Source organism: Arthrobacter sp. alpha11c (genome assembly GCF_054149985.1).
Genome location: NZ_CP196747.1, coordinates 1,061,264 through 1,085,573 on the forward strand (window position 1 = coordinate 1,061,264; position 24,310 = coordinate 1,085,573).

Here is a 24,310-nt window from a genome sequence, read left to right on the forward strand (position 1 = left end):
CAGGCGACCAACTACCTTTATAGAGGAGTCATTGGTGACTACTGATAAGCACGGGGCTCCACGTCTCGCCGGCGGCATTGCAGCCGCCGAACCATCGCCGGGCAGTCATCTGCCAGTCGGCCCCATCGAACATCCAGAGCTCACGGAAGAGCCCCAGACTCCCGTGAGCAAGGGCTACATTCTGTGGCTGATGTTGGCCAGCTTCGGCGCATCAATCGCAATGATGGTGCCCCTCTCCTATGGCATTGCCGTTCGGATCACCGAACTTGCTCCCGGCCAGGAGCAGATGCTCGGCTTCATCACAGGGACAGCGCAGGGCATCTACCTGGTTGTCAGCCCCATCATCGGCATCTGGAGTGATCGCACGCGGTCCCGCTTCGGCCGCAGGGCTCCTTTCATCTTCCTGGGTACAGGCATCGGCCTGGCTGGGTTGGTGGTCATGGGCCTCGCCCCGAACCTCCTGCTGGTGGGTGCGGGGTGGGTCCTGGGAATGTCCGGTTGGTCCATTTCCGGTGCTGCAATCCAGAATCTGATGGCTGACAAGTTGCCGGAAGGCCAGCGCGGCCGCGTCTCGGCACTGACGGGACTCATGACGCAGATTGCTCCCGTCCTGGGCATTGGTGTTGCCTACGCAGTTTCTTCGAACACTTTCCTGGTGTTCGTCGTCCCGGGCGTGATCGGCGCCATCCTCCTGGCACTCTTCCCGCTCATCAAGCCGGAAGGAAGTTCACAGAACATTACCGTGGACAACCGGGTCACCTTCCGTTCGGTGATCGCAAGCTACGGATTCAGTATCCGTAAATATCCGGACTTTGCATGGAACTGGCTGGGCCGTTTCGTCTTCTTCATGGGCCTGTATTTCAACACCACTTTCGGCACGTTCTTCTACGCCCAGCGTCTCGGGCTCCCCGTGAGGGAAGTGGCCGGCGTTGTGGCGACCATTGGAATGCTCGGCGTGGTGGCTGCTGCGGCCGGTGCACTGCTGGGTGGCTTCCTTTCCGACAAGCTCAAGCGACGCCGCTTGTTTGTGGTCATTGCCGCAGTTCTCTTTGTGGGTGGAGCCTTGGCTGAAGCCTTCGCATGGTCGCTCCCCCAGCTGATCATCGGCGCAATTCTCATGCAGACTGCCATCGCCGTATTCGCGACGGTAGACCAGGCCATCGTCTTCGCGATTCTGCCCAACCGCACCGAAACGGCACGGTACATGGCGGTGGTTGCCTTCGCCCAGAAGATCCCAAGCGCCGTGGCCCCACTGGTCGCCTCCGTGATCATCACCATCGGCATCACCGGATCGGACAAGAACTACACCTTCCTGTACCTCTCGGGCGCGGTACTGGCGCTGATCGGTGGGCTCGTGATCGCGCTCAAGGTCAAGTCCATTCGATAACGCCCGCATCGGCAGAAGAAGAGAAAACTATGGGCGAAGCGCCTTATGACCTCATCGTGGACAGCGGTGGAGACCAGTTCTCCGTCACCGGCCCCGCTCCGAGGCTCTCGTGGAAGATTCCCGCCGACGTTGCGGCGACGGCTTACGAGCTGGAGGCAACGGTCGACGGCGTGGCGCAGCCGACGTCGACGACGGCCACCCGCCTTCACGTTTCATGGCCGTGGCAGGAACTCCGCAGCCGGCAGCGTGTCACCTGGCGCGTACGGATTGCAGAAGAGACGGCCGAATGGTCGGCGTGGTCTGCCTTTGAAACAGGTCTTCTCGACGGCGACTGGACGGCTTCCTGGATTTCCCCGGTCGAGCAAGAGGACAAGCCATACGGCCAGCGGCCCGCCCATGTCCTTGCCACGGAATTCATGATGGACGCGGAGGTCAAGACGGCCCGTCTCTACGCCACAGCCCTTGGTGTCTACACCGCGGCGATCAATGGAGAACGGGCCGGGACCGCGGAACTGTCCCCCGGGTCGACGTCGTACGACCATACTCTCTACGCCCAGGCCTCGGACGTGACGTCCTCGCTGGCCCCCGGACTCAACAGGCTGGCCATTGAACTGTCCGACGGCTGGTACCGGGGGCAGGTGGGCGCGTTCCACTATCCCGCCGATTGGGGAACTACGCTGGGCGCCCGCGCGGAACTGCACATCGAACGTGCCGATGGATCGCACCAGATCATCGTGACGGATGGCGACTGGACCAGCACACCCTCAACCACAACACGTGCGGACCTTATGGACGGACAAACGGTGGACTTTACCGCCCCGGCCGCACCGCCGTCGAAAGTCCAGCTCAACGTGGTGGATTCCCCCGCTATTGACTGGTCGCCCGCTCCACCGGTGCGGGTCATCGAAGCACGAGCGGCGAAAAGCGTTAACGAAGTAAGGCCCGGCGTGTGGATTGCGGACTTCGGCCAGAACGCCTCCGGATGGATCCGGCTCGAAGATCTGGGGCCGGAAGGAACGCACACGGTGATCGAGTACGGTGAGCACGTTGACAGCGATGGCGACCTCTCAACCTCACACCTGGATTCGCACCGGCCGGGAGAACCAGCAAGGATCTTCTCCCAGCGCGACGAAGTAACCGCGGGCGCGCCTGGCCAAGTCTTTGAACCCCGCCACACTGTCCACGGTTTCCAGTACGCGCGCATCAGCCGCAACGGAGCAGGCCTGGACCCGTCAAAGCTCAGCATGCAGATTGTGCACAGCGACCTCCCCAGCACGGGTGAGTTCGCTTGCAGTAACGAGGACCTGAATCAACTTCATCGCATCGGACAGTGGAGCTTCCTGGGAAATGCTGTGGATGTTCCTACCGACTGCCCAACCCGCGAACGCCTGGCGTGGAGTGGTGACTACCAAGTGTTTATTTCCACAGCAACGCGCTTGAGGGATGTGCTCGGGTTCAGCCGGAAGTGGTTGAGATCGGTGCGTGACGACCAGCTTGCCGATGGCCGCATTACGAACTTCTCCCCTGACGGCCGCGGCATCAAGAACAACTTGGACGATCAGTTCGCCATGATGACCGGATCTGCCGGCTGGGGAGATGCGATCGTCACTGTTCCTTGGGAGTTGTATGAGGCCTACGGAGACGAAGCCGTTCTCGCCGAGAACTGGGATTCGATGCTCCGGTGGGTCCGGTGGGCGCTGGAAATGGCGCGCACAACGCGCCATCACGCACGGGCAAAGGCATCCCCCGAGCCTGAGCCGTACGAGCAATATCTGTGGGATGGCACTTTCCATTGGGGCGAGTGGACGGAACCCAAGGAACGCGACGCCAACGGACGCCTGATCGACCCCGTCCAGGACAACCCCATGGCCTGGTTCATGGAAGACAAGGGCGAAGTGGGCACGGCCTACCTTTACCGCTCGGCTGCCACGATCGCTCGGATCGCCCGCGTCCTCGGAAGATCCGCGGAGGCGACAGAGTTTGAGGAGGTTTCCGATGCTGTCCGCGATGCCTGGCGTGCAGCATATCTGCGTCCCGACGGAACAACCAACGCCGACACCCAGGCAAGCTACGTCCGGGCCCTCGCCTTCGGCCTCCTTCCCGGACAATCACGCGAAGGTGCCGTCGACCGGCTAGTGGAACTCATCCGTTCCGCAGACACCCACCTGGGAACGGGGTTCCTCTCAACGGGCTACCTGCTCCCGGTCCTCGTTGAAGCCGGCAGGGCCGACGTCGCCTATGAATTGCTGCTTCAGCGCACGGCGCCGTCGTGGCTATACATGGTGGACAAGGGCGCCACCACCATTTGGGAATCCTGGGAAGGAATCGACAATAACGGCGACGCCCATGACTCGCTGAACCACTACAGCAAAGCAACCGTGCTCCGGTTCCTGCACGAGCACACCCTTGGATTGCGCCAGGCCGAGGGCTCTGTGGCCTGGCACTCCATTGTCATTGCCCCCACACCCGGACCGTCGGTTACGTGGGCCAGGGGCTCCCATGAAACACCCAATGGCACCATCAGCGTCTACTGGCAACTCGACAGTGACGAGCTCCGCATCGACGCCGACATCCCCGCTGAGACGACAGCCCGAATCATCTTTCCCGACGGATCCGAATACACGGCCGGGCCTGGCAGGTTCCGCGCCGCAGCGCCCGCGGCTTTGCACGGCATCAGCGTGCCAAGTCCCGCCTGAGACACCTTCAATCCGCCTGCAAGGGCATCACACCTTTCAAGAAATGAGAAACTCATGACAACTTTCCCTGCCAATTTTCTCTGGGGCGCCGCAACCGCCGGACACCAAATCGAAGGCAACAACGTCAACAGCGACTGGTGGGCACGCGAACTGACCATGCCGGGCATGGAACTCTCCGGCGACGCGTGCGACAGTTACCACCGGTACCGTGAGGACATCGACCTTCTTGCCGACGCAGGCCTGACCTCGTACCGTTTCAGCCTCGAATGGTCCCGCATCGAACCTACGCCAGGCGCCTTCTCCAAGGCCGAACTCGCCCATTACCGTCGTATGATCGAGCACTGCTTCGCCCGGAACGTCACCCCGGTGGTGACCTTGCAGCACTTCACCACTCCGCAATGGTTCGCGAACGACGGCGGCTGGTTGGCTCCGGACGCATCGGAAAAGTTCCAGCGCTACGTCAAGGAAACCACCACCATCCTGGACGGCGTGGAGTGGGTCGCGACCATGAACGAGCCCAACATGCAGGCAGCGATCATGACAGCAATGCGCCGAATGCAACTCGCCGAGGGCGGCCAGTGGCAAAGTCCAACCGTCGAGGGCACTGAAGAGACCAAACAAACGCACAGCGACTTCCTGACCTACGCCGATCCGGAAATAGGAAGGACGTTCACCGCCATCCACCACGCTGCCAGGGAGATTATCCGCGCCCACACCGACGCGAAGGTGGGATGGACCATCGCGGCCGGGGCGCTCACCGCCGCCCCTGGCGGGGAAGAGAAGCTGCTGGAGATCCGCTACGGCAAAGAAGACGTCTACTGGGAGGGTAGCCGTGGCGATGATTTCGTCGGCGTTCAGGCCTACTCCAGCCAGCAAGTCGACGCCAACGGGCTCGTCCCCCATCCTCCGCACCCGGACAACACCCTGGTGGGCACGGCATACCGGCCCGACGCATTGGCCATGGCAGTGCGCCACGCCTGGAAGATTACCGGGGGCATCCCCGTGCTGGTCACGGAGAACGGCATCGCTACAGCTGATGACCAGCAGCGGATCCGCTACACCACAGAGGCACTGCAGGGCTTGGACCAGACCATGACCGAAGGAATTGACGTTCGGGGCTACCTCCACTGGTCCCTGCTGGACAACTTCGAATGGGGGCACTGGGAACCTACGTTCGGCCTGATCGCCGTCGATAGGGAAACCTTTGCCCGCACACCAAAGCCCAGCCTCGCCTGGCTTGGCCGCGTCGCCCAGAGCAACCAGCTCGACGTCGAGGTTTCCGCATGACCACCGCATTCGCCGATGCCTCGCTCACCCCTGTCCAGGACCTGCTTTCCCTGGCCGGACGCAGGGCCGTCGTTACCGGCGGCGCGCAAGGCCTGGGCAAAGCCATTGCACTCCGCCTGGCAGAAGCCGGTGCGGACGTGCTGATCGGGGACGTAAACGCGGACCTAGCCCTCGATGCCGCTACGGAAATCGCGAACCGCTTCCCTGTCCGGACACTAGGCCTGGGCATGGACGTCACCGACGCCGAATCGGTCCGGCTCGGCGCACTGGAAGCCGTGGAGTCATTCGGAGGTATCGACATCTGGGTCAACAACGCGGGCATCTTCCCCAGCGTCCCGGTCCTGGAGACGACTGACAGCATGTGGGAGCAAGTCTTTGCCGTCAACACCCGCGGCGTTTTCAATGGCTCCCGCGAAGCCGCACGCCACATGTCCAACGGGAATCACGGCGGGGTCATTGTCAACATCGTCTCCACGGCCGGATTCGGTGGGACGGCACCGGGCTTGTCCGCCTACGTCGGATCGAAACATGCTGTCCGTGGCATCACCAAGCAAATGGCCCTCGAGTTTGCCCCACTGGGCATCCGCGTGCTCGGCGTTGCCCCAACCTTTGTGCCAACCGAGGGCAACATGGCCGCCGCTGCTGCGCACGCCCCCGCAGATGGGACAGCGGCCATGGACGTCATGACCAACAGCCTCATTGGTCGGATGGGAACACCGGATGACATCGCACGCGTGGTCCTGTTCTGCGCAAGCGACCTGTCCACCATCATGACCGGCAGCACGCTCTTGGCCGACGCAGGCCAGACCATCTAACGCCAGCAGGATCACCCTCCAGCCAGGCACGTGCGCGGCAGCAAGATGCACACGTGCCTGGCTGGGCGCAGCACTTGTCCAAGGAAGTGAAAATTGCCGTCCGAAGAGACAAAAGTGCAATCGAGAACAGCCAAGGCAACTATCTACGATGTAGCGCGGCAAGCCCGCGTTAATCCATCAACAGTTTCCAGGGCACTCAATAATCCCGAAAGAGTCAATGCCCGCACAAGACGCTTCATTGAAGCAACGGCCCTTGAACTCAATTTTCAATTGAACCATGCCGCCCAAGTACTGCAGACAGGGTCAACAAAGACGCTCGGGCTAATTGTTTCCGATGTCACTAATCCAACCTTCTTTGGCATTCTTCGCGAGGCAGGAAGAGTCGCAGCACAACGCGACTACACCGTGGTTCTGGTAAATGCAGCCGAGTCCGCGAGCAAAGAGCTCGCTTCGGCCAACCGTGTTATCAATGCCGTGGACGGGCTGATTTTGACCAGCCCCCGCATGAATGACACGGATATCCAGCTTCTAGCCAAGACCACACAGGTAGTGGTGATAAACCGAGAGGTAAGTGGCATTAGTTGCGTCATCCCTGATCCAGACAGGGGTGTTAGCCAGGCAGTCCGCTTCCTGGCAGGAAATGGGCACAAAAAGGTCCTCTTCGTTGCGGGGCCGGAACTGTCCTGGATGTCCGCCCGCCGATGGGAAGCTATCTCGGCCGCCTGCGAGTGGTGCCATCTCGCAGCCGACCGCATCGAGTCGGCCGCGCCAACCGTTGACGGAGGCAGGCGGGTTGCACGGGCCGTCAAAGCCTCGGGAGCAACGGCCGTCATCACCCACAACGATCTCCTGGCGATTGGCCTGATGCACGAACTCCAAAACGCAGGAGTTGTTATACCGGATGCCCTCAGCATCATAGGCTTTGACGATATTTTCGGCGCAGACTTCACCACGCCGTCGTTGACAAGCATCAGATCCCCGCTGGGGCAGTGCGGATCGTTGTCCGCCGGCCTGAGCCTGGCCTCCCTCTCAGGCACTGTAAAAGATCCCCAAACCCTGCCCTTAGACACCGAATTGATCATCCGGGGGTCTGCGGGACCTTGGAAGGGAGTCCTATAAAACTGAGTGATGCTCCCTTTTTGCAGCCAAACTCTCTTTGGCAACGTTTGGAGGTAGCTCAATTTCAGGAGTCCTATGGTGTAACACTCAATTTTCGACTACCGTTAGTGCATGGACTCGACAACAGCCCCCCGGAAGCGGTACGCAAAAACACTTGAGCGCCGGTCTGCCGTAGCCCGGGCCGCCCTCGACATCGTCCTGGAGAAGGGGCATCGAGCTTTGACCACGGCGGAGGTGGCAGCGCGGGCCTCGATGAGCGAGACCGCCATGCTCTACCATTTCCCGACGCGCGACCACATTCTTGTCGCGGCCATGGAGCTGGCCGATGAGGATTATCGCGCCATCCTTACGGCCGAGTTTCACGTTATCGATGGCGGGAAGGCCGACTGGCCTCCACCCGCAATGGCTCACCTGACCCTGGATGACCAAGCTACGACCCGCCTGTTCCTCGCGTTAAGCGCAGAGGCAGTCAACCCCGAACATCCGGCCCACGCGTACCTGAAGGCCCACCATGAGCAGGTGATTTTTGAGTTCACTGAAGGAGTCAAAAGACGCCAGGCCAAGGGAATTGCTGATCCCAAACTCGATCCGGACAGGGTTGCCCGCCAAATGATGGCCGCATGGAGCGGTCTTCGCATGCAATGGCTTATCGACCCTTCCCTGGATCTGACGGCGGCAGTATCACAGTCATTCCTTGCCCTTAACGGTTACCCACTCATGAAGTTCAAACAAGAAATGACTGAATTCATGTCGCAAAGCTGATCTCAACAGACCACAAACTTCCACCGCAGGATTTAGCAAGACAAGACCGCCCCGAATTCCGGACACCTTATTTCTGAATTCACGGTGGTCAGTTGGAGTACCCGAAATGCAACAGGATTTCAGCGCAACATTAACTTTTTTAAAATGATGGCAATCGGTTGCCTTTTCGCTTTTCTAGTGCTTTGCTAGTGATATCGGTCACCCCAGACTAAATGGCCCAAACAATGGCCCCCCCAAAATCTCCAGAAGCTTTTCCTCAATGACAAAGGAGTCTCAAGACATGTTCCCTGTCTTGTCCCGAACCACATCACTGACCCGTGCGGCAGTAGCCGCCGTCGCGGTCGCAGCACTACTCTCCACGGCGGCGTGTTCCTCTTCCGCGCCGGCGTCGGAACCTACTAATTCCTCACGCAACGAGGAACTCAGCATTGCCGTTCAAGCCCAGCCGGCTTCGTTGGACCCGGCCCAGCTCGCTGAAGGACAGCAGTCCTACATCTGGGCATCAATTTTCGACACCCTTCTCATGGTGGACAAGGACAACAAGATCCGTCCCAACGCGGCTGAGAGCTGGAAATATTCTGATGACCTGCGCACGCTGACCCTCAAGCTTCGCAGCGACCTGAAGTTCAGTTCCGGAGACGCCGTCACTTCCAAGGACGTAGCCGCAACCTTGGAGAGGACCAGGACGACACCGGGCCAGCAACAGCCCAAGCTCGCCAAGGTGTCCTCCATTTCCGCCCCCGATGCGTCGACAGTAGTTATTCAGCTTTCCGCTCCGGAACCATCGCTGCTGAACTATCTGGCGCAAGCCACAGGCGTCATTGGTGACGCGGACACGTTGGCGTCCGACACCACCAAACTCCGCCCAACTGGCTCCGGACCCTACGTCCTCTCGGACAAGACTGTGGACGGCACCGAGTACGTCATGGAACGCCGGGATGACTACTGGAACGCCTCGGCCTATCCATTCAAGACCGTGAAGGTCAAGGTCATCCAGGACAGGACGGCCCAGTACAACGCGCTCCAGGCAGGGGAAGTAAAGGCAGCCCTGATTCAGGCCCCGCAGCGCAAGCAGGCCGAAGGTGCAGGATTCGCAGTCAAGGAGGTGCAGGCTACAGCCGCTCTCGTTCTCGTCCTGGCCGACCGGAAGGGAGAACTCGTTCCTGCCCTGGCCAATGTAAAGGTCCGCCAGGCTATCAACATGGCCTTTGACCGGGCACAGGTGGTCAAGGCCCTCCTCAATGGACTGGGTAAGCCCACGGTCCAGGTGTTCGACCCCAACAGTGGAGCATACGATCCCGGGCTTGAAGATGCCTACAGCTTCGATCCGGCGAAGGCACGCAAGCTATTGGCTGAGGCAGGATACGCCGACGGTTTCTCCATGACGATGCCAAGCACGGTGATCTCCCAGTCCTTCGAGCCGGTGATCACGCAGGCTCTTTCGGACATCGGGGTGAAGGTGACGTGGGAACCTGTGCCTCCGCAGAATACGGCATCATCAATTGCCTCGAAGAAGTATCCGGCGGTTCTGTGGTTCTACGGTCTGAACAGCGCGGGCCGTCAGGTGGGCGACATGTACGCCCCTGAAGCCTTCCTCAACCCCTTCAAGTGGCAGGACCCTGAATTCGACAAGTTGCTTCAGTCCATTGCCACCGAACCAGACGATACAGCCCGCGATGCTCTGTATAAGAAGGTCAACGAATACACCGTGAAGCAGGCATTGAACGCGCCGATCGCCTACGTAGGCACGCTCTGGGCGACAGCTCCGGGCATTGATTTCCTCCCTACCGGGGTGGTTTTGCCGACCGTACGTGACTTCGGCGTATCTGGAAAATAGGGCCGCGGGTCATGATCAGTTACGCCCTCCGACGTCTTGGTGCAGGCATTGTCCTTGCGCTGCTCGTCACCCTCATCACTTTCTTCCTCCTCAGCGGATCCTTGGAATCTGTTGCCCGCGAACGCCTGGGCAGTGCAGCGACGCCAGAATCCCTGAAAGCACTGATGACCCAGCTTGGCTTCGATCGGCCGGCCATCGTCCAATACATGGACTGGCTCGGCTCGGTACTGACCGGTGATTTCGGTACTTCTCTTTTCACCAGCCAACCAGTGGCGCCTGCCGTTGCTGCGCGTCTGGGCGTCACGCTGTCGCTGGTCGTCACCGCGCTCATCATCACAGTGCTCGTCAGCGTTGCGCTGGGCGTCTGGGCGGCAACCCGAGGAGGACTCGCCGATAAGGTTTCCCAAGGCTTGTCCTTGATAGGTTACGTCGTCCCCGGGTTGCTCATCGCCATAGTCCTTGTGGCTGTGTTCGCCGTGAATCTGAAGTTGCTGCCTGCCACCGGTTTTACTCCCTTTGCGCAGAATCCTGGAAAGTGGGCGGCATCGATCACTATCCCTGTCATTGTGCTTGTCATTGGTGGAGTGGCCAGCATGGCTGCACAGATCCGCGGCACCATGATCGGGGAGCTCAGGAAAGACTACGTCCGTACCCTGCGGACCCGTGGTGTACCGACGCGGTCGATCGTGCTTCGCCACGCGCTTCGGAATGCTGCAAGTCCTGCCCTGACTGTCCTGTCCCTTGAATTTATTCAAATGCTCGGTGGTGCGCTCATCATCGAGAACGTGTTCGCGCTTCCTGGCTTTGGCGCTTACGCATTCAACGCCTCGCTCCAGGGCGATATCCCCATCATCATGGGCATCACTTTGTTCAGCGTCATGTTGGTTGTCACGGTGAACCTCATCACAGACGTAGTGAACGGCTGGCTCAACCCGAAGGCGAGAATCTATTGAGCATCGAAGAACTCAGCGTGACTTCCGGGTTGGCAGCCCCACCCCGGAAGTCTCCGCTACGGAAACTCGCCACCGACCCTCAGGCAGTGATTACTTCGGTCCTGCTACTGGTCATCATCATCCTGGGTCTTCTCACTCCCTGGATCGCCCCGCACGATCCCAATGAGGCACAACTCAATGCGATAAACGCCACACCTGGCACCCCGGGATACCCCCTCGGAGCCGACCAGAACGGACGCGACATCGCTTCCCGGCTCCTCCATTCAATCAGCACCAGCCTGATCGCAGGCCTGATTGGAGCAAGCGTTGCCCTGGCTATCGGAATAACTTTTGGCCTTATCGGCGGATACTTCGGCCGACGGCTCCGAACCGCGACAGAGTGGGTCTTCAGCCTCATCATGACGTTCCCCGGGCTGCTGCTCCTGATCGTCCTGATGCCCGTGACCAAGGGCGACTACCGGGCAACCATGCTGATCTTTGGAGTGCTGCTCTCCCCCGGGGTCTATCGCATCGTGAGGAACCTGGTCCTTGGCGTGAAGAACGAACTCTACGTCGATGCCGCCCGCGTCTCCGGACTGTCCAACCTTAGAATCCTAGGCCGCCACGTGCTGTTCGCTGTCCGTGGGCCCATCATCGTCGCCGCAGCGTTCCTGATAGGTTCGGCGATCAGCCTGCAGTCCGGCCTGGCCTTTCTCGGCGTTGGGTCCAACCTCGTTCCCAGCTTTGGTGCAATGATCGCCGACGGCTTCACAAACCTTTATGTCGATCCCACCCAATTCATCTGGCCCAGCGTCATGCTCGGCACGCTTACTGCTTCCCTTGTATTGCTCGGAAATTCCCTCCGGGACGCCTTTGAGGGAGCAAAGCTGAAACCATCCAAGGCTTCGGCGCCCGCAGCAATTACACCCAGAACAATTACCCCCGCTAGGGACAGCATCCAAGGCCAAGCGGCGGACCTGCTCTCGGTTGACGACCTGGCCATCGCTTACCCCACTCCAGCAGGCCAGCTGAGGGAAGTGGTGAAGGGAGTCAGCCTCAGCCTGCGAGCCGGTGAAACCCTGGGCCTGGTGGGTGAATCCGGCTCCGGAAAGACGCAGACCGCCTTTGCCATCCTCGGTGTGCTTCCGCCCGAGGCCGTGGTCACACAAGGCTCTATACAGTTGGATGGTCGCCATTTGATCGGCCTTTCGGAGCAAGGGCTACGCGCCCTGCGAGGACGTGAGATCGCGTACATCCCGCAGGAACCTATGTCGAATTTGGACCCCTCCTACACGGTTGGCGCCCAACTCGTCGAAGGCATCCGCGCCTCTGCCCGGATGTCACGCCGGGAGGCAAAGGCGAAAGTGATGGCGCTGCTGGCACGTGTGGGTATCCAGGATCCACAGCGAACGTTCAATTCCTACCCGCACCAGATCTCCGGCGGAATGGCACAACGCGTCCTCATCGCCGGCGCCGTGGCAAGCCGCCCCAAGCTCCTCATCGCCGACGAACCCACGACGGCGCTTGACGTCACAGTCCAGGCCGAAATCCTGGATCTGATACGGGACCTCCAGGCCGAGCTGAACATGGCTGTGTTGCTCGTAACGCACAACTTTGGAGTCGTGGCAGATATCTGCGATCGGATTGCCGTGATGCAGGACGGCCGGGTTGTCGAATCAGGAACCGCGCTGGAGCTCTTCCGGGAACCGCAACATTCATACACTCAAATGCTTCTGGGCTCCATCCTCGACGAGAACACCGTTCGGACCGACCAGCCCACGCCGGTCGTGACGGCCACCGGGGGAAAGAACTGATGACAACACCGCTATTGAACGTAAAAGACCTCCGCGTGACCTTCAAAGGCCACGGATTCCGGTCTCGGGAGGTGGAAGTCCTGCACGGGGTTTCCCTAACAATTGCCGAGGGTGAGACGCTCGGCGTCGTGGGCGAATCCGGATCCGGAAAGACCACCATTGGGCGGGCAGTCCTGGGTCTTGTAAAACCCAGTGGTGGGCGCATCACCTTCCGGGGTTCTGACATTACCCATGCCACTGCGAAGGAACGCCGTGCCCTCTCCAAAGACATCCAGGTAGTCTTCCAGGACCCCTATACCTCCCTCAACCCGTCCCTGACCATCGGTGACACCCTGAGCGAGCCCCTCATCGTCCAGGGAACAAGTGCCACTGAAGCACGGACCCGCGTCCGCATGCTATTGGATCAAGTCGGCCTGCCCGGTGACGCGGCCGAACGTTTGCCCCGGGAGTTCAGTGGCGGACAACGACAACGAGTCGCCATAGCCAGGGCGCTAGCGCCGGAACCCAAACTCATTGTCTGCGACGAACCGGTCTCGGCGTTGGACCTTTCCACACAGGCCCGCGTCATGGACCTTTTCATCGACATCCAGCGGCGCACAGGCGTTGCCTACTTATTCGTCTCGCACGATTTGGCCGTGGTTCGGCACATCAGCCACCGCGTCAGCGTCGTCTACAGAGGGGACATCGTTGAAACGGGCCCCGCAGACCGTGTGACTTCCACACCAGAGCATCCCTACACCCAGAAGCTGTTGCTCGCGGCGCCCATCGCAGACCCTGTGGAGCAAGAAAAACGCCGGGCAGATCGCCATCGCCTTGCGGAGCTGCATCGGGAACAACATGTCCAAGCAGGAGTGTCGGGATGACGGATAGAACCGCGGATGAGACACGGCGTCCCCAAACTCCATTGCGCTGGGCTATCGCCGGGGCCGGTACTATCTCCCGGAGCATAGTGCCGGATCTGCAGCTCTTGCCCGGAAACCACGTGGAAATCATCTTCAGCAGGAATCCGGCGAATGCAGCCAGCTTCGCAGAGCAGTTCGGCCTGGACCGGTGGACCGACGACTTCGATTCCCTTGTCAGGGACCCTGGCGTTGACGTTGTGTATCTGGCGACGCCGTTTGCTACGCATGCCGCCATGGCCCGCCAGGCGCTGCTTGCCGGTAAACATGTGGTTGTCGAGAAGCCCATGGCATTGAACGCCGATGATGTGCAAGACCTCTTTGCGCTGGCCGAAAGCCAAGGACTCTTCCTCATGGAAGCAATGTGGATGAAGTTCAACCCCGCATTTCAACACCTTTTCGAGCTGCTCCGCACCGGAATCATCGGAAAGCCGTCCAGCCTCCGCGCGGGATTTGGCTTTCCCCTGATCGCCGATGGTGGCAGCAGATGGGACCTTGCGCGCAGCGGAGGAACGCTCCTTGATCAAGGGATCTACCCGGTGACATTGGCCCACTCAATCTTCGGTGAGCCAACATCCATAAGGGCCCATGGCCGCCTTAGAGCCGACGGGCTGGACTTCGCCGAACATTTCACCCTTGACTTCGCGGGGGGCGAGTTTGCGCAATGCGCGAGTTCAATGACCGAATTCGTCGATCCCTCCGCCGCTATCAACGGCGCCAAGGGCTGGATCACCATCCCAGGCATGTTCTGGACATCCACCACTCTCCAGATTCACGCCGGTTCCTGGGAAAAAATGTTCGCCCCTGAACCCATCGATCACACCCGCGAGGGCAACGGCTACGTCCCCATGCTCAGGGCCGCCAGCGAAGCAATCCGGGCCGGGGAAATCCATCACCCAATACATCCGGCGAAAGACACAATTGCCGTGTTCCGCACCCTGGACACCATCGCCAGCCAGTTATCTCATTGACAGCCAAGCAGGAGAAAATACATTGCTTAAGCCCCGCCCTACAATTACCCGAGAACTTATCAACCTGGACGGTCTTTGGCGCTTCGCCCTTGAAGATGCAGACGTTCCCGAGCCTTGGAGAGGCGTCTTGGGGGGGAAACTCGAAGCCCCTGTCCCCTCGAGTTATAACGACCTCTTTGCTGACCAGAAGATCCGGGACCACGTGGGCTGGGTGTGGTACCAGCGGACCGTGCGTGTACCCCGAGGCTGGTCCGGGGAAAGGGTTTTGCTCCGTTTGGACGCAGCCACGCACGAGGGCAAGGTGTACGTTGACAACGTCTTGGTAGCCCAGCACGTCGGTGGCTACACACCCTTTGAAGCAGACATCACAGACCACGTCTCACCGGGAGCTGAATTCAGGCTCACCGTTGGGGTGAACAATGAACTGACCAAGGCCACCATCCCCCCGGGCAGTATCACCGTCAGCCAGGACGGGAGACGCCAACAGACCTACCTGCATGACTTCTACAACTACGCTGGCTTGGCGCGGTCAGTGTGGCTCTACAGCAAACCAGAACGCCACATCAGCGACATCACCGTTGTTACCGGCGTTATTGGCCGCACCGGCGTCGTCGATTATTCTGTCGAAACCAATCACCAAACGTCGGTCCGTGTCCGGGTCTTGGATGCTGCAGGCCAGGAAGTTTCATCGGCAGAAGACAGCCACGGAACACTCAGTGTTGAGGATGTCTCGCTGTGGCGACCTGGTGCAGCCTACCTTTACAACCTGGTGGTGGAGCTCCTCGACGGCGAAGACGTGATTGACAGCTACACGGAGCCGTTCGGTGTGAGGACTGTCGAAGTCCGCGGGACCCAGTTCCTCATCAACGGAGAGCCCTTTTACTTTACGGGCTTCGGCAAGCACGAGGACACAGCCGTCCGGGGTAAAGGTCACGACAACGCCTACCTTGTGCACGACTTCCAGTTGCTGGATTGGGTGGGTGCCAACTCGTTCAGGACCTCGCACTACCCCTACGCAGAGGAGGTGCTGGAATTCGCGGACCGCCACGGCATCGTCGTCGTCGATGAAACCGCCGCCGTCGGACTGAACCTGGGGGTCCAGGGAGGACTCACAGGGGTGGGCCCCAAACCGACCTTTTCCGCGGACACCTTCAACCACGAAACCCAGGCAGCCCACGCACAGCACCTTCGCGAGGTCATCTCACGCGACAAGAACCACCCAAGCGTTGTCATGTGGAGTATCGCCAACGAACCGGCCTCCAACGAGGACGGGGCACGGGAATTCTTCGAGCCCCTCGTCCAGCTCGCCCGTGAGCTCGATCCAACGCGTCCCCTGACCTACGCGGCAGTCATGTTTGCCACCTTCCAGAACGACAAAATCGCAGACCTCTTCGACGTCCTCAGCATTAATCGCTACTACGGCTGGTACATCTTCACCGGGGATCTTCAGACCGCAGAAGTTTACCTTGAACGTGACCTCCGCGGCTGGCTGGAGGCCTTCGGCAAACCCATCATGATGAGCGAATACGGGGCAGACACCATGCCAGGGCAACACTCCATCTGGGACATGCCTTGGAGCGAGGAGTACCAGCAGTCCTTCCTCGCCATGAACCACCGCGTCTTTGACAGGATTGACGGCTTTGTAGGTGAACACGTCTGGAACTTCGCCGACTTCCAAACGTCCAACGGCATCCACCGTGTGGACGGCAACCGGAAGGGCGTTTTTAGCCGGGATAGAAAACCAAAAGCAGCAGCCCACACCCTGCGTGCGCGGTGGACTGGTCTCAACGGTCCCAAGCCCGCGGTGGACGAAACAGAGGTTCCCGAAAACGTAACAACCGAGCTCAAAACAGCACCGGCCCTCGAAGGAGCAAAATGACCAACAACATCAAGGCACTGACCGGCTCGCGCCCTATTCGGGAATGGCTCGCCCATCCCGCTGGCGGTCCCCTCCTTCGGGGAATGCTTAACGAGGCCGGACAGGACGAATCAGCCCTGAAGCCCATCGATCACCTTGCCCTGCAACAGCTCGTTGAACTCGGTGGCGGACAGTTCCCGCAGTCTCTGCTTGACCATCTGGTAAGGGAAGCAAATGGGGGAATCGAACCCGAGGCGGACGCTGAGGACATCGACGACACCCTTTGGCAGGAACGCATCACCGACGGCAGATTCCTGGGCAAGACCGTCATCGTCACGGGCGCCGGCTCCGGGATCGGCCGTGCTACTGCCTCCAGGATTGCCAGGGAAGGGGGAAGGGTGATTGCCGTAGACATCGCAGCTGCCCGGCTTGACTCACTGGCCATGGATCATGCGCAGGCTGACGTGATAACCGTGCAGGCGGACATCACCAAGGACGAAGACATACTGAGGATTGTTGAAGCTGCTGGAGACCGGGTATATGCCTTGGCAAACGTCGCCGGAATCATGGACGACATGACCCCGTTGCACGAGGTGGCCGATGACGTCTGGAACCGGGTGTTCGCGGTCAACGTGGACGGAATGTTCCGCCTGACCCGCGCCGTACTTCCGATCATGATGGCTGCCGGGCGCGGTTCCATCGTGAACGTTGCCTCCGAAGCCGCACTTCGTGGCAACTCTGCGGGGCTGGCGTACACGGCTTCCAAACATGCAGTTCTCGGACTGACCCGCAGTACTGCCTTTATGTACGCGCCTCAGGGAATCCGCGTCAACGCAGTCGCCCCGGGCCCGGTTGCAACAGGCATCGAGGCCACCTTTGGATCGGAGCTCGGCGCGAACCGGTTGGGTCCGTTCATGCAGATAATCCCTCCTGTTGCTGTGGCCTCGCAGCTGGCTGCCTCCATCACGTTCCTCCTCAGCGAGGACGGAACGAACATCTCCGGTGCTGTCCTGCCATCGGACGGTGCGTGGTCGGTCCAGTAAGAAGTGCCCTTGGGGTCCTCACTGCAGACGATGCAGTGAGGACCCCAACTTTTCAGGCCAGGGAGTCCGCGGCATCGGTCAAGAGCAGCAGGCGCCTTAGCCTTGGCATCGTGTGACCCGGCTGAGGAGCAATGACCAGGCGCGCCTCCGCGCTGCCGTTGGTATTGAACTGAATCTCACTGGTGCCGTCCGGCCCTTGGGTGACTGTTACCGCCGTCCCGTTATCTGCGCGGGAGAGGAGGAACGACTCCGGGTCCTCCCCCGGCACGCCTTCAATGCGTAGGCTCGTGCCGATCATCGCCCAGTCGCGCAGCACGAGTGTGAGCGGCTCTTTGGGGCGCAGCCAGCGTGCCCCGTTGGTTGTCATTCCACGCTCGGCATGCTGAGCGTTAACCTCATGATCGAGTTCAGGCTGCTGCTCCCCGAAGGTGATCCCGTCCACTACCCGCGCTTCCAAGGCGGTGGAAGCCCTGTCTTGCTCCGCCAACTTCCCCTGGATTTCGCTGACCTGCATTTCGTCATGAGCCATGGGCCAAGAGAGCCTGTAGCGGGCATCGTGGATCCTGTGCAGGGGCCTTAGCCTCAGCCTCTGCCCATCCGAGGCGAGGACCGAGAGCTCTTCGCCCCCTTCGTCGTGGGTTTCCAGCCCAGTGGCAAGGAGAACAGGCGTGTCCGCCAGTGGCATGAGCGGCCCTGAAGCGATGTGGGCGGCCCTGGCCCCCGTTGCCCGGTAGTGCAGTCCATCATCGGGAATCTCCTCGGCCAGGACCGTGGGTCCGTATCTGATCCAGGCCCACGGAGAATCATCCGCGGCCCGGACCACGTGTAGTTCACGCTCCAGACTTAGCAGGATCTCCTCTGTCCCGTCCCACACACGGCGCAATCGCCACCAGCCCCTGTCTTCCTCGATCCTCCGGCCGTCGCCCAGTGTGGCCTTGGCACTTCGAGCCCATTGCGGTACGCGGATGGCGAGGATAAATTCCTTCGGTTCCTCCACGCTCACCCGGACTGTGGCCGTGTTCCCTGAGGGTAAGGCCGAATCAATGGTGACCTGGACGCCCTGCTCCGTCCAGTTGAGTTCCGTGGCCAAAAGCCAGGTAATACGGAGTTCGTCGCCATCGGCGACGTACACGTGCGCACCATGCTTTGCGTGCGCCTCATACCCGGAGCCCATGCAGCACCAGAAGCCGTCCTGTTCCGGCGAGTACACCCGGTAGTGGCCGGGACGGTGGGAAGTGAAGTAGACCAGGCCACCGTGCCCAGGGTGCTGCGTGGATAGCACATGGCTGCATTGCGTGACCTCGATGTAGTCCAGGTACCGGTTCTCCCCATTCAGGAGATAGAGCTCGGCTGCCAGCTTGACCATGTTGTAGCTGTTGCAGCTCTCGGGGCCCTCCCGGCCGAGGAACATTGGGGAGAAGTCGTCCCTGCGGTGGAAGTGCTCCCGAACACTGTTGCCCCCGATCGCGCTGCTGCGCCACCCAACGACGTCGTCGAAAAAGTTTCGGGCAGCTTGCCCTATGCGCGCGGTCGCTACATCTTCCAACCCCAGTTCGCGGGCAGCCCTGGCAATTGCGGCGTAGCCCACCACCACGGGGATCTGCGTGTTGGCGTGAAGGCCCGCAAGTGAGTCCTGCGCTCTTTCACCCGGCAGAGCGAGCACCCGGGTTATCAGCTCTTCGCGAGTGAACCTCATGGCCAGCTGAAGGTAGCGCCCATCCTGCCGGAGAAGTGCCAGGCGGGCGAACGCTTCGGTAAGTCCGCCGAACTCGGTCTGCATTATGAGCTCGAGTGCATCTTGGTCCAGTCGGTCCGTGGTCTCCAGCCACCAACTCGCCAGGTCATCCAGGATCTGGTCTACCTCCGCGGAGGGAACATGCCATGCGACATCCACCAAGCCCGCCAGCGTCTTGTGCAGGTTATACAGGGGAACCCAGCGCCCATTGAGCTCAAAGGGGGAGGCTCTAATGTCTCCCTGAACGAGCTCGTCCCAGAGCTGCCGCCCTTGAGGTACGCCACCCAAGTATCCTGTCACGGAGGCCTGCTGCGCTTCCCGAAGTCCGGACAGCAAGCTTCCAAGCATCTTCTCCAGGCGTGGGTCACCGTCCCCGGCTGCAGCGTGGGCAAGCGCTGACAGGACGTGCCCTGCCGTGTGGCCGTTGAGTCCCGTCGATTCCCAGCCGCCGTAGAGCTCCGCCGTAGCGGGAAGGCCCGCTTCGAGACGGAAGGGCGCCAGAAGACGATCAGGATCCAGACGCAGCAGTGCTTCACGGTTCACACGCTGGGCTTCGGCGAAGGGCCCCTCGCGGAGCCGAATTTGGCTGAGGGGGCGGTAGTCAGGAGTCATGGTCATCTCAACAATTCAAGCAGGGCTTGCTGCCCGTGGCGGGGCTGGACGTCGCCGTCGCTGCGGCAGTGACTACAGGGACCTGACCAGACAGTGTTCCCCGAACGGTCGCGAAAGAGTGGGCTGGAAGCCGGAGTACCAACTGGCCCTCGCGTTCTTCAACCTCGAGGAATCGCGGCGTGACGGCGTCGGGGTGTGCGGGCGCGTTGAACGCTGAAACTTTGTCGCCGGAAAGGACCAGTGCTTCCACCTGCTCCAGGGACCCGCCGCGCAGGTCCAACACCACCTCGCTCTCTTCCTCCAGTTCCAGGTTGGCCATGGAGATGAGCACTTGGCCATCCTTGGTGCTGGCTGTGGCAGTGAACGTGGGAACCTGCTCCCCGTCCAGCTTGTGCAAGCCGTCGGAGTCAAGGTGCGTGTGCAGCGCGGCGGCGTCCTGATGCCCTGCGTTCATGGCGAAGACATGGAACGTGGGCGTCTTTACGAGCGCTCCGCTCTCTGGATCCGTGAGCAGCATGGCTTGCAGGACGTTGACCGTTTGGGCGATGTTCGCCATGACGAGACGGTCGGCATGACGGTGAAAGGAGTCAAAGTGGATTGCTGCCACGAGGGCGTCGCGGATGGTGTTCTGCTGATAGAGGAAGCCGGGGTTGGTGCCGGGCTCTACGTCCCACCAGGTACCCCACTCGTCCAGGACCAAGCCCACCGCCTTGTGCGGATCGTAGACATCCATCATGGTGGAGTGCGCCGTCAGCAGGGTCTCAATGTGATGGGCGGCCTTGACCGTCTTCCAGTACTCTTCCTCACTGAATTCCGTGGCGGAGCCTTTGCTGTCCCAGTGGCCGGACATCGTGTAGTAGTGGAGCGAAATACCTTGGTATGGCGAGCTCTTGCGGCCCGGGCCGCCCTTGTCATGAAGCGCTTCCATCAGGGCTTTGGTCCATGCCACGTCATCGTCGCCGGCGCCGGCTGCTATCCGGTAAACATCGTTGCCGTTGTGGGAACGGACATACGTGCTGTACTGCCGGGCCAAGTCTGCGTAGGCCTCAGCCCGGAAGTTGCCACCGCAGCCCCAAGGTTCGTTGCCGATACCGAAGAAGGGGACCTTCCAAGGCTCGTCCCTTCCGTTCTCTCGCCTCAATGCGGCCATGGGTGAATCGTCGGCGCGGGTGAGGTATTCGATCCATTCGCTCATTTCCTGGACCGTGCCGGAACCCACATTGCCGTTGACGTATGCGTCCGCGCCGAGCATCTCGCAGAGGTCCATGAACTCATGGGTGCCGAACGAGTTGTCTTCGACGACATCCCCCCAATGGGAATTGACCATCACGGGGCGCTGTTCGCGGGGGCCGACGCCGTCACGCCAGTGGTATTCATCGGCGAAGCAACCGCCCGGCCACCGAAGATTGGGGATGCGCAACTCGCGCAGGGCTTCCACCACGTCATTCCGGATGCCACGGGTGTTGGGTATTTCGCTGTCCTCCCCCACCCAGAAACCACCGTAGATGCAACGGCCCAAATGTTCAGCGAAATGGCCGTAGAGGTGACGGCTGATGGTGGGACCCGCGATGTCCAGATTGACGACGAGCCGGGGCGAAGATGCCATTGTCAAGATTCTCCAAAGTCTATGTGTGATTCAGCTGGTTGATTCCCGGACGATGAGCCGGAAAGGGGCCACGAGCTCGCGCCCGGGGCGGGGGGAACGGTCTTTTATCCGCTCGGTGAGAAGGGAAAGTGAGGACCGGACCATCCAGTCATGATCCGGTGCGATGGTAGAGAGGGATGGAACGGAAAATGCCGCCTGCTGAACGTCGTCGAAACCGATGACCTTCACGTCCTCCGGAACCCGCAAGCCGGCGTCCTTAAGACCCGGATCACCCCGAAGGCGACCGCATCGGTAACGGCCACCACGCCGTCGAATTCAATACCGTCGTGGACCAGCTTCTTGATGCCGTCGGCGGCATGCTCCATGCTGGGTTGATCCATGGGAACATGCAGGGAGGGGTCGTCCCTGAGCCCTGCGTCCGCCAAGCCTTGGCGGTAGCCCTTCAGACGATCCAGCACAACATTGTGGAGCTCGGTTTCGGGTGAGTAGTTACTCGCCCAGGCGATGCGTTGGCACCCTTGCTCCACCAGATGTGCGGTGGCCGTCCTGGCTCCTTCTGCGTTTGGCATCACCACGTGATCAACGGCATCGCCGTATATCTTTTCGCCGAGGAGGACCAGAGGGATGGACTGGTTCAGAAGGCTGGCTTCCTCCGGCCCCAGTACCAGTGCAGAGAGAATCAGGCCGTCGTATTCCAGATTGCGCGACATCGCGACGGCGTCGAGTTCGTCTTCGATGTGCAGACCGGTCTGCTCAACGGCCACGCGGTATCCGAGCTCGGCGGCCTGGGCAACAACCCTGCCACTGAGTTCAGCGAAATAGGCGTGGCTGAGGGCAGGAACCGCCAGCCCGATCACCCCGGTGGTCCCGGTGCGCAACGTCCTTGCGGAACGGTTCATGACGTAACCGCTCTCGTCCACTGCCTCCAGGACACGCTTGCGGATTTCCGTATTTACAGACCGTCGGCCGTTCACGACGTTGGATACCGTCATGGTTGACACTCCTGCCAGCCGGGCTACGTCAGACATCGTGACCATTGCAGACCCCATTTCCACAAACCTATTTGATGCCGGCAGAACTAAAACTTTGCGTGTAGCGCTGCTGGACGAAGAAGAAGACCAGAACTACAGGTATCACGTAAAGGATGGATCCTGCGGCTATGAGGTTGTTTAGTGGGAAACCCCTTTCATTGACGTACCCGGATGACAACGCAACTGCCAAGGTGGTGTTGCTCTGGTCCAGGAGAAGGTTGGGGGCTATGAAATCGCCCCAGACTGCAAGGAATGACATGACGAAGGCGGTGACGACGATCGGTTTTGAGATAGGCAGAAAGATCCTGGTGAATATGCGGAATTGTCCGCACCCGTCCAGGATGGCCGCCTCCTCCAGTTCCTTGGGAAGGCCCGCAAAGAACTGACGGTAGAGGAAGATCAGATAGGGGGATCCCACCAGTCCCCAGATCACCCAAGGCCAGTAATTCCCCACAAGCCCCACCTGCGAAAACAACAAATAGGTGGGAATGAGTGTCACGATGCCGGGCATCATCATCATGGCGATGAGCACTCCGAAAAGAATGCCCTTTCCCGGGCCGCGGAGCCTGGCAAAACCGTAACCGACCAATGCCGAAGACAGCGTCGTAAGGACTCCATTGACCGTGGCCAGGAACAGGGAGTTCAGCATGTACGGCAGGAAGGGGATCCTCGTTAGTGCCTCTACGAAATTCTCCATGTGCGATGGGAGCGGCCACAGTACGGCGATCCCCGAGTACAACTGCTCAGGTGATTTAAACGCCGTGGCCAGCACCCAGTACATAGGAAAGGCAACAAGGGCCGTGATGAACACGAGAACGGCCGTGACCAGGATGGTCGAGCGTCGCCGGATGCCCGATCGGCTTCTCGTGCCACTCTCATGACCAGATGACTGTACCGGGTGGGGTTGCGCCCGTTTGGAGGACTGCAATTCCTTAAGAGTCATCTACTTCCCTCCATCGCTGGAAGGATCCACGGAATAGAACACAGTCTTTCGGCTCGCACGGAAGAACAAGACCGTTACCACCAGGATGGCCAGGAAGAACAGCCACAACATCGCTGAGGCATAACCGTAGCGGGAGTAGGCAAAGTACTGCGCATAGACGTCGATCATGAAAATCCTGTTGGCTTCGGGAACCGCCGTGACAGCAGCTGCGCCAGTGGTCGGGGAAAGCAAAAGGGCGGGAACGAAAGTTTGCAGGACACCGATAGTCGAAGTCACGGTCTGGAAGAGGAGCACTGGCGAGATGGTGGGAAGTGTCACTGCCGTGAACCGGCGCCAAGGTCCTGCTCCGTCCAACGTTGCCGCCTCCAGGAGCTCCGGGGAAACATCCTGCAGTGCGGCGAGGTTAATGATCATGCCGGCACCAATACCCCAAAGCATCACGGCGAGCAGGACCACGAACACTTGCTGCCCTGTCATCCAGTTCACGGCGTCCTGCCCGAACCAGGCACGGACGGCGTTGATAGCGCCGGAATCCCGATCAAACACCAGTTTCCAACTCAGTGCCGAGGCCACTGGGGGGAAGACGGCGGGGAGGTAGATCATGGTCCGCCAGAATGACCTCAGGCGCACCTTCTGGTTCAGCAGAATGGCAAGACCGAGGCTGCCCGCCACTGTCAGAGGCACTACAACAACGGCCAGCACTGCAGACCGCGACATGCTCGCCCACGTTTCAGGGTCACCCAGCACATCGAGATAGTTCTGCGCACCTACCCAGCGAAACCCCGGGCTCACGCCGTCCCAGTCGGTCAAGCTCACACCCAAGGCGTAGGCGAGGGGAAAGATCGTCAGCAGGACTGTGCCGATGAGCCAGGGCGAGATGAAGAGGTAGAAAGCCCGGCTACGCCGCTTGGTCAACGGGCTGCCCCGCCTCACGGGAGGGGCAACGCTCAACGTCGAAGCCAT

Annotated in this window: 19 protein-coding genes; 13 read left to right on the forward strand and 6 right to left on the reverse strand. The window is 60.5% G+C overall.

Annotated elements, in window-relative coordinates; genetic code table 11:
- Positions 1-34: 34 nt before the first annotated feature.
- The 13 genes from ACTAQJ_RS04900 (at position 35) to ACTAQJ_RS04960 (ending at position 17,420) form a co-directional block, all read left to right on the forward strand.
- Positions 35-1,387 (forward strand): MFS transporter, encoded by a 1,353-nt coding sequence (locus ACTAQJ_RS04900; protein WP_442005527.1) that lies wholly within the window; start codon positions 35-37, stop codon positions 1,385-1,387.
- A gap of 29 nt (positions 1,388-1,416) precedes the next feature.
- A complete protein-coding gene (locus tag ACTAQJ_RS04905; protein ID WP_442005528.1) occupies positions 1,417-4,083 on the forward strand; it encodes a family 78 glycoside hydrolase catalytic domain in 2,667 nt (888 codons plus the stop codon).
- 54 nt (positions 4,084-4,137) lie between these two features.
- On the forward strand, positions 4,138-5,370 hold the full coding sequence (locus tag ACTAQJ_RS04910) for a glycoside hydrolase family 1 protein (protein WP_442005529.1): 1,233 nt from the start codon (positions 4,138-4,140) through the stop codon (positions 5,368-5,370).
- Positions 5,367-6,185: an SDR family NAD(P)-dependent oxidoreductase gene (locus ACTAQJ_RS04915; RefSeq protein ID WP_442005530.1), complete on the forward strand. Its 819-nt coding sequence runs from the start codon at positions 5,367-5,369 to the stop codon at positions 6,183-6,185. Before ACTAQJ_RS04910 ends, ACTAQJ_RS04915 begins: the two co-directional genes overlap by 4 nt.
- 114 nt (positions 6,186-6,299) lie before the next feature.
- Positions 6,300-7,304 (forward strand): LacI family DNA-binding transcriptional regulator, encoded by a 1,005-nt coding sequence (locus ACTAQJ_RS04920; RefSeq protein ID WP_498701126.1) that lies wholly within the window; start codon positions 6,300-6,302, stop codon positions 7,302-7,304.
- Between the two features lie 111 nt (positions 7,305-7,415).
- Positions 7,416-8,066, forward strand: coding sequence for a TetR/AcrR family transcriptional regulator (locus ACTAQJ_RS04925; protein ID WP_442005532.1), 651 nt, complete (start codon positions 7,416-7,418; stop codon positions 8,064-8,066).
- A gap of 280 nt (positions 8,067-8,346) precedes the next feature.
- The gene (locus ACTAQJ_RS04930) at positions 8,347-9,903 is read left to right on the forward strand and encodes an ABC transporter substrate-binding protein (RefSeq protein WP_498701128.1); all 1,557 of its coding nucleotides are present in this window, start codon (positions 8,347-8,349) and stop codon (positions 9,901-9,903) included.
- An 11-nt stretch (positions 9,904-9,914) separates the two neighbouring features.
- Complete coding sequence (locus ACTAQJ_RS04935; protein WP_442015683.1) at positions 9,915-10,856, forward strand: ABC transporter permease; 942 nt, start codon at positions 9,915-9,917, stop codon at positions 10,854-10,856.
- Entirely contained in the window at positions 10,853-12,649 is a 1,797-nt protein-coding gene (locus tag ACTAQJ_RS04940; protein ID WP_498701131.1) for a dipeptide/oligopeptide/nickel ABC transporter permease/ATP-binding protein, read from the forward strand. Before ACTAQJ_RS04935 ends, ACTAQJ_RS04940 begins: the two co-directional genes overlap by 4 nt.
- On the forward strand, positions 12,649-13,512 hold the full coding sequence (locus ACTAQJ_RS04945; RefSeq protein ID WP_498701133.1) for an ATP-binding cassette domain-containing protein: 864 nt from the start codon (positions 12,649-12,651) through the stop codon (positions 13,510-13,512). Before ACTAQJ_RS04940 ends, ACTAQJ_RS04945 begins: the two co-directional genes overlap by 1 nt.
- Positions 13,509-14,519, forward strand: coding sequence for a Gfo/Idh/MocA family protein (locus ACTAQJ_RS04950; protein WP_498701135.1), 1,011 nt, complete (start codon positions 13,509-13,511; stop codon positions 14,517-14,519). The genes ACTAQJ_RS04945 and ACTAQJ_RS04950 overlap by 4 nt, the downstream gene beginning before the upstream one ends.
- A 22-nt stretch (positions 14,520-14,541) precedes the next feature.
- Positions 14,542-16,398: a beta-glucuronidase gene (uidA, locus tag ACTAQJ_RS04955; RefSeq protein ID WP_498701137.1), complete on the forward strand. Its 1,857-nt coding sequence runs from the start codon at positions 14,542-14,544 to the stop codon at positions 16,396-16,398.
- On the forward strand, positions 16,395-17,420 hold the full coding sequence (locus ACTAQJ_RS04960) for an SDR family NAD(P)-dependent oxidoreductase (protein ID WP_498701139.1): 1,026 nt from the start codon (positions 16,395-16,397) through the stop codon (positions 17,418-17,420). The genes uidA and ACTAQJ_RS04960 overlap by 4 nt, the downstream gene beginning before the upstream one ends.
- A 52-nt stretch (positions 17,421-17,472) precedes the next feature.
- Here the strand turns inward: ACTAQJ_RS04960 and ACTAQJ_RS04965 are convergent, their stop codons facing one another.
- The 6 genes from ACTAQJ_RS04965 to ACTAQJ_RS04990 form a co-directional block, all read right to left on the reverse strand.
- Positions 17,473-19,773, reverse strand: coding sequence for a beta-L-arabinofuranosidase domain-containing protein (locus ACTAQJ_RS04965; protein ID WP_498701142.1), 2,301 nt, complete (start codon positions 19,771-19,773; stop codon positions 17,473-17,475).
- Position 19,774: 1 nt separating this feature from the next.
- Positions 19,775-21,373 (reverse strand): alpha-N-arabinofuranosidase, encoded by a 1,599-nt coding sequence (locus ACTAQJ_RS04970; protein ID WP_498701144.1) that lies wholly within the window; start codon positions 21,371-21,373, stop codon positions 19,775-19,777.
- A gap of 30 nt (positions 21,374-21,403) precedes the next feature.
- Entirely contained in the window at positions 21,404-21,619 is a 216-nt protein-coding gene (locus tag ACTAQJ_RS04975) for a substrate-binding domain-containing protein (RefSeq protein ID WP_498701146.1), read from the reverse strand.
- On the reverse strand, positions 21,598-22,365 hold the full coding sequence (locus tag ACTAQJ_RS04980) for a LacI family DNA-binding transcriptional regulator (RefSeq protein ID WP_498701148.1): 768 nt from the start codon (positions 22,363-22,365) through the stop codon (positions 21,598-21,600). The genes ACTAQJ_RS04975 and ACTAQJ_RS04980 overlap by 22 nt, the downstream gene beginning before the upstream one ends.
- A 67-nt stretch (positions 22,366-22,432) precedes the next feature.
- Positions 22,433-23,347, reverse strand: a complete 915-nt coding sequence (locus ACTAQJ_RS04985; protein ID WP_498701150.1) for a carbohydrate ABC transporter permease — start codon at positions 23,345-23,347, stop codon at positions 22,433-22,435.
- The gene (locus tag ACTAQJ_RS04990) at positions 23,348-24,310 is read right to left on the reverse strand and encodes a carbohydrate ABC transporter permease (RefSeq protein WP_431114998.1); all 963 of its coding nucleotides are present in this window, start codon (positions 24,308-24,310) and stop codon (positions 23,348-23,350) included. It abuts the gene before it with no gap.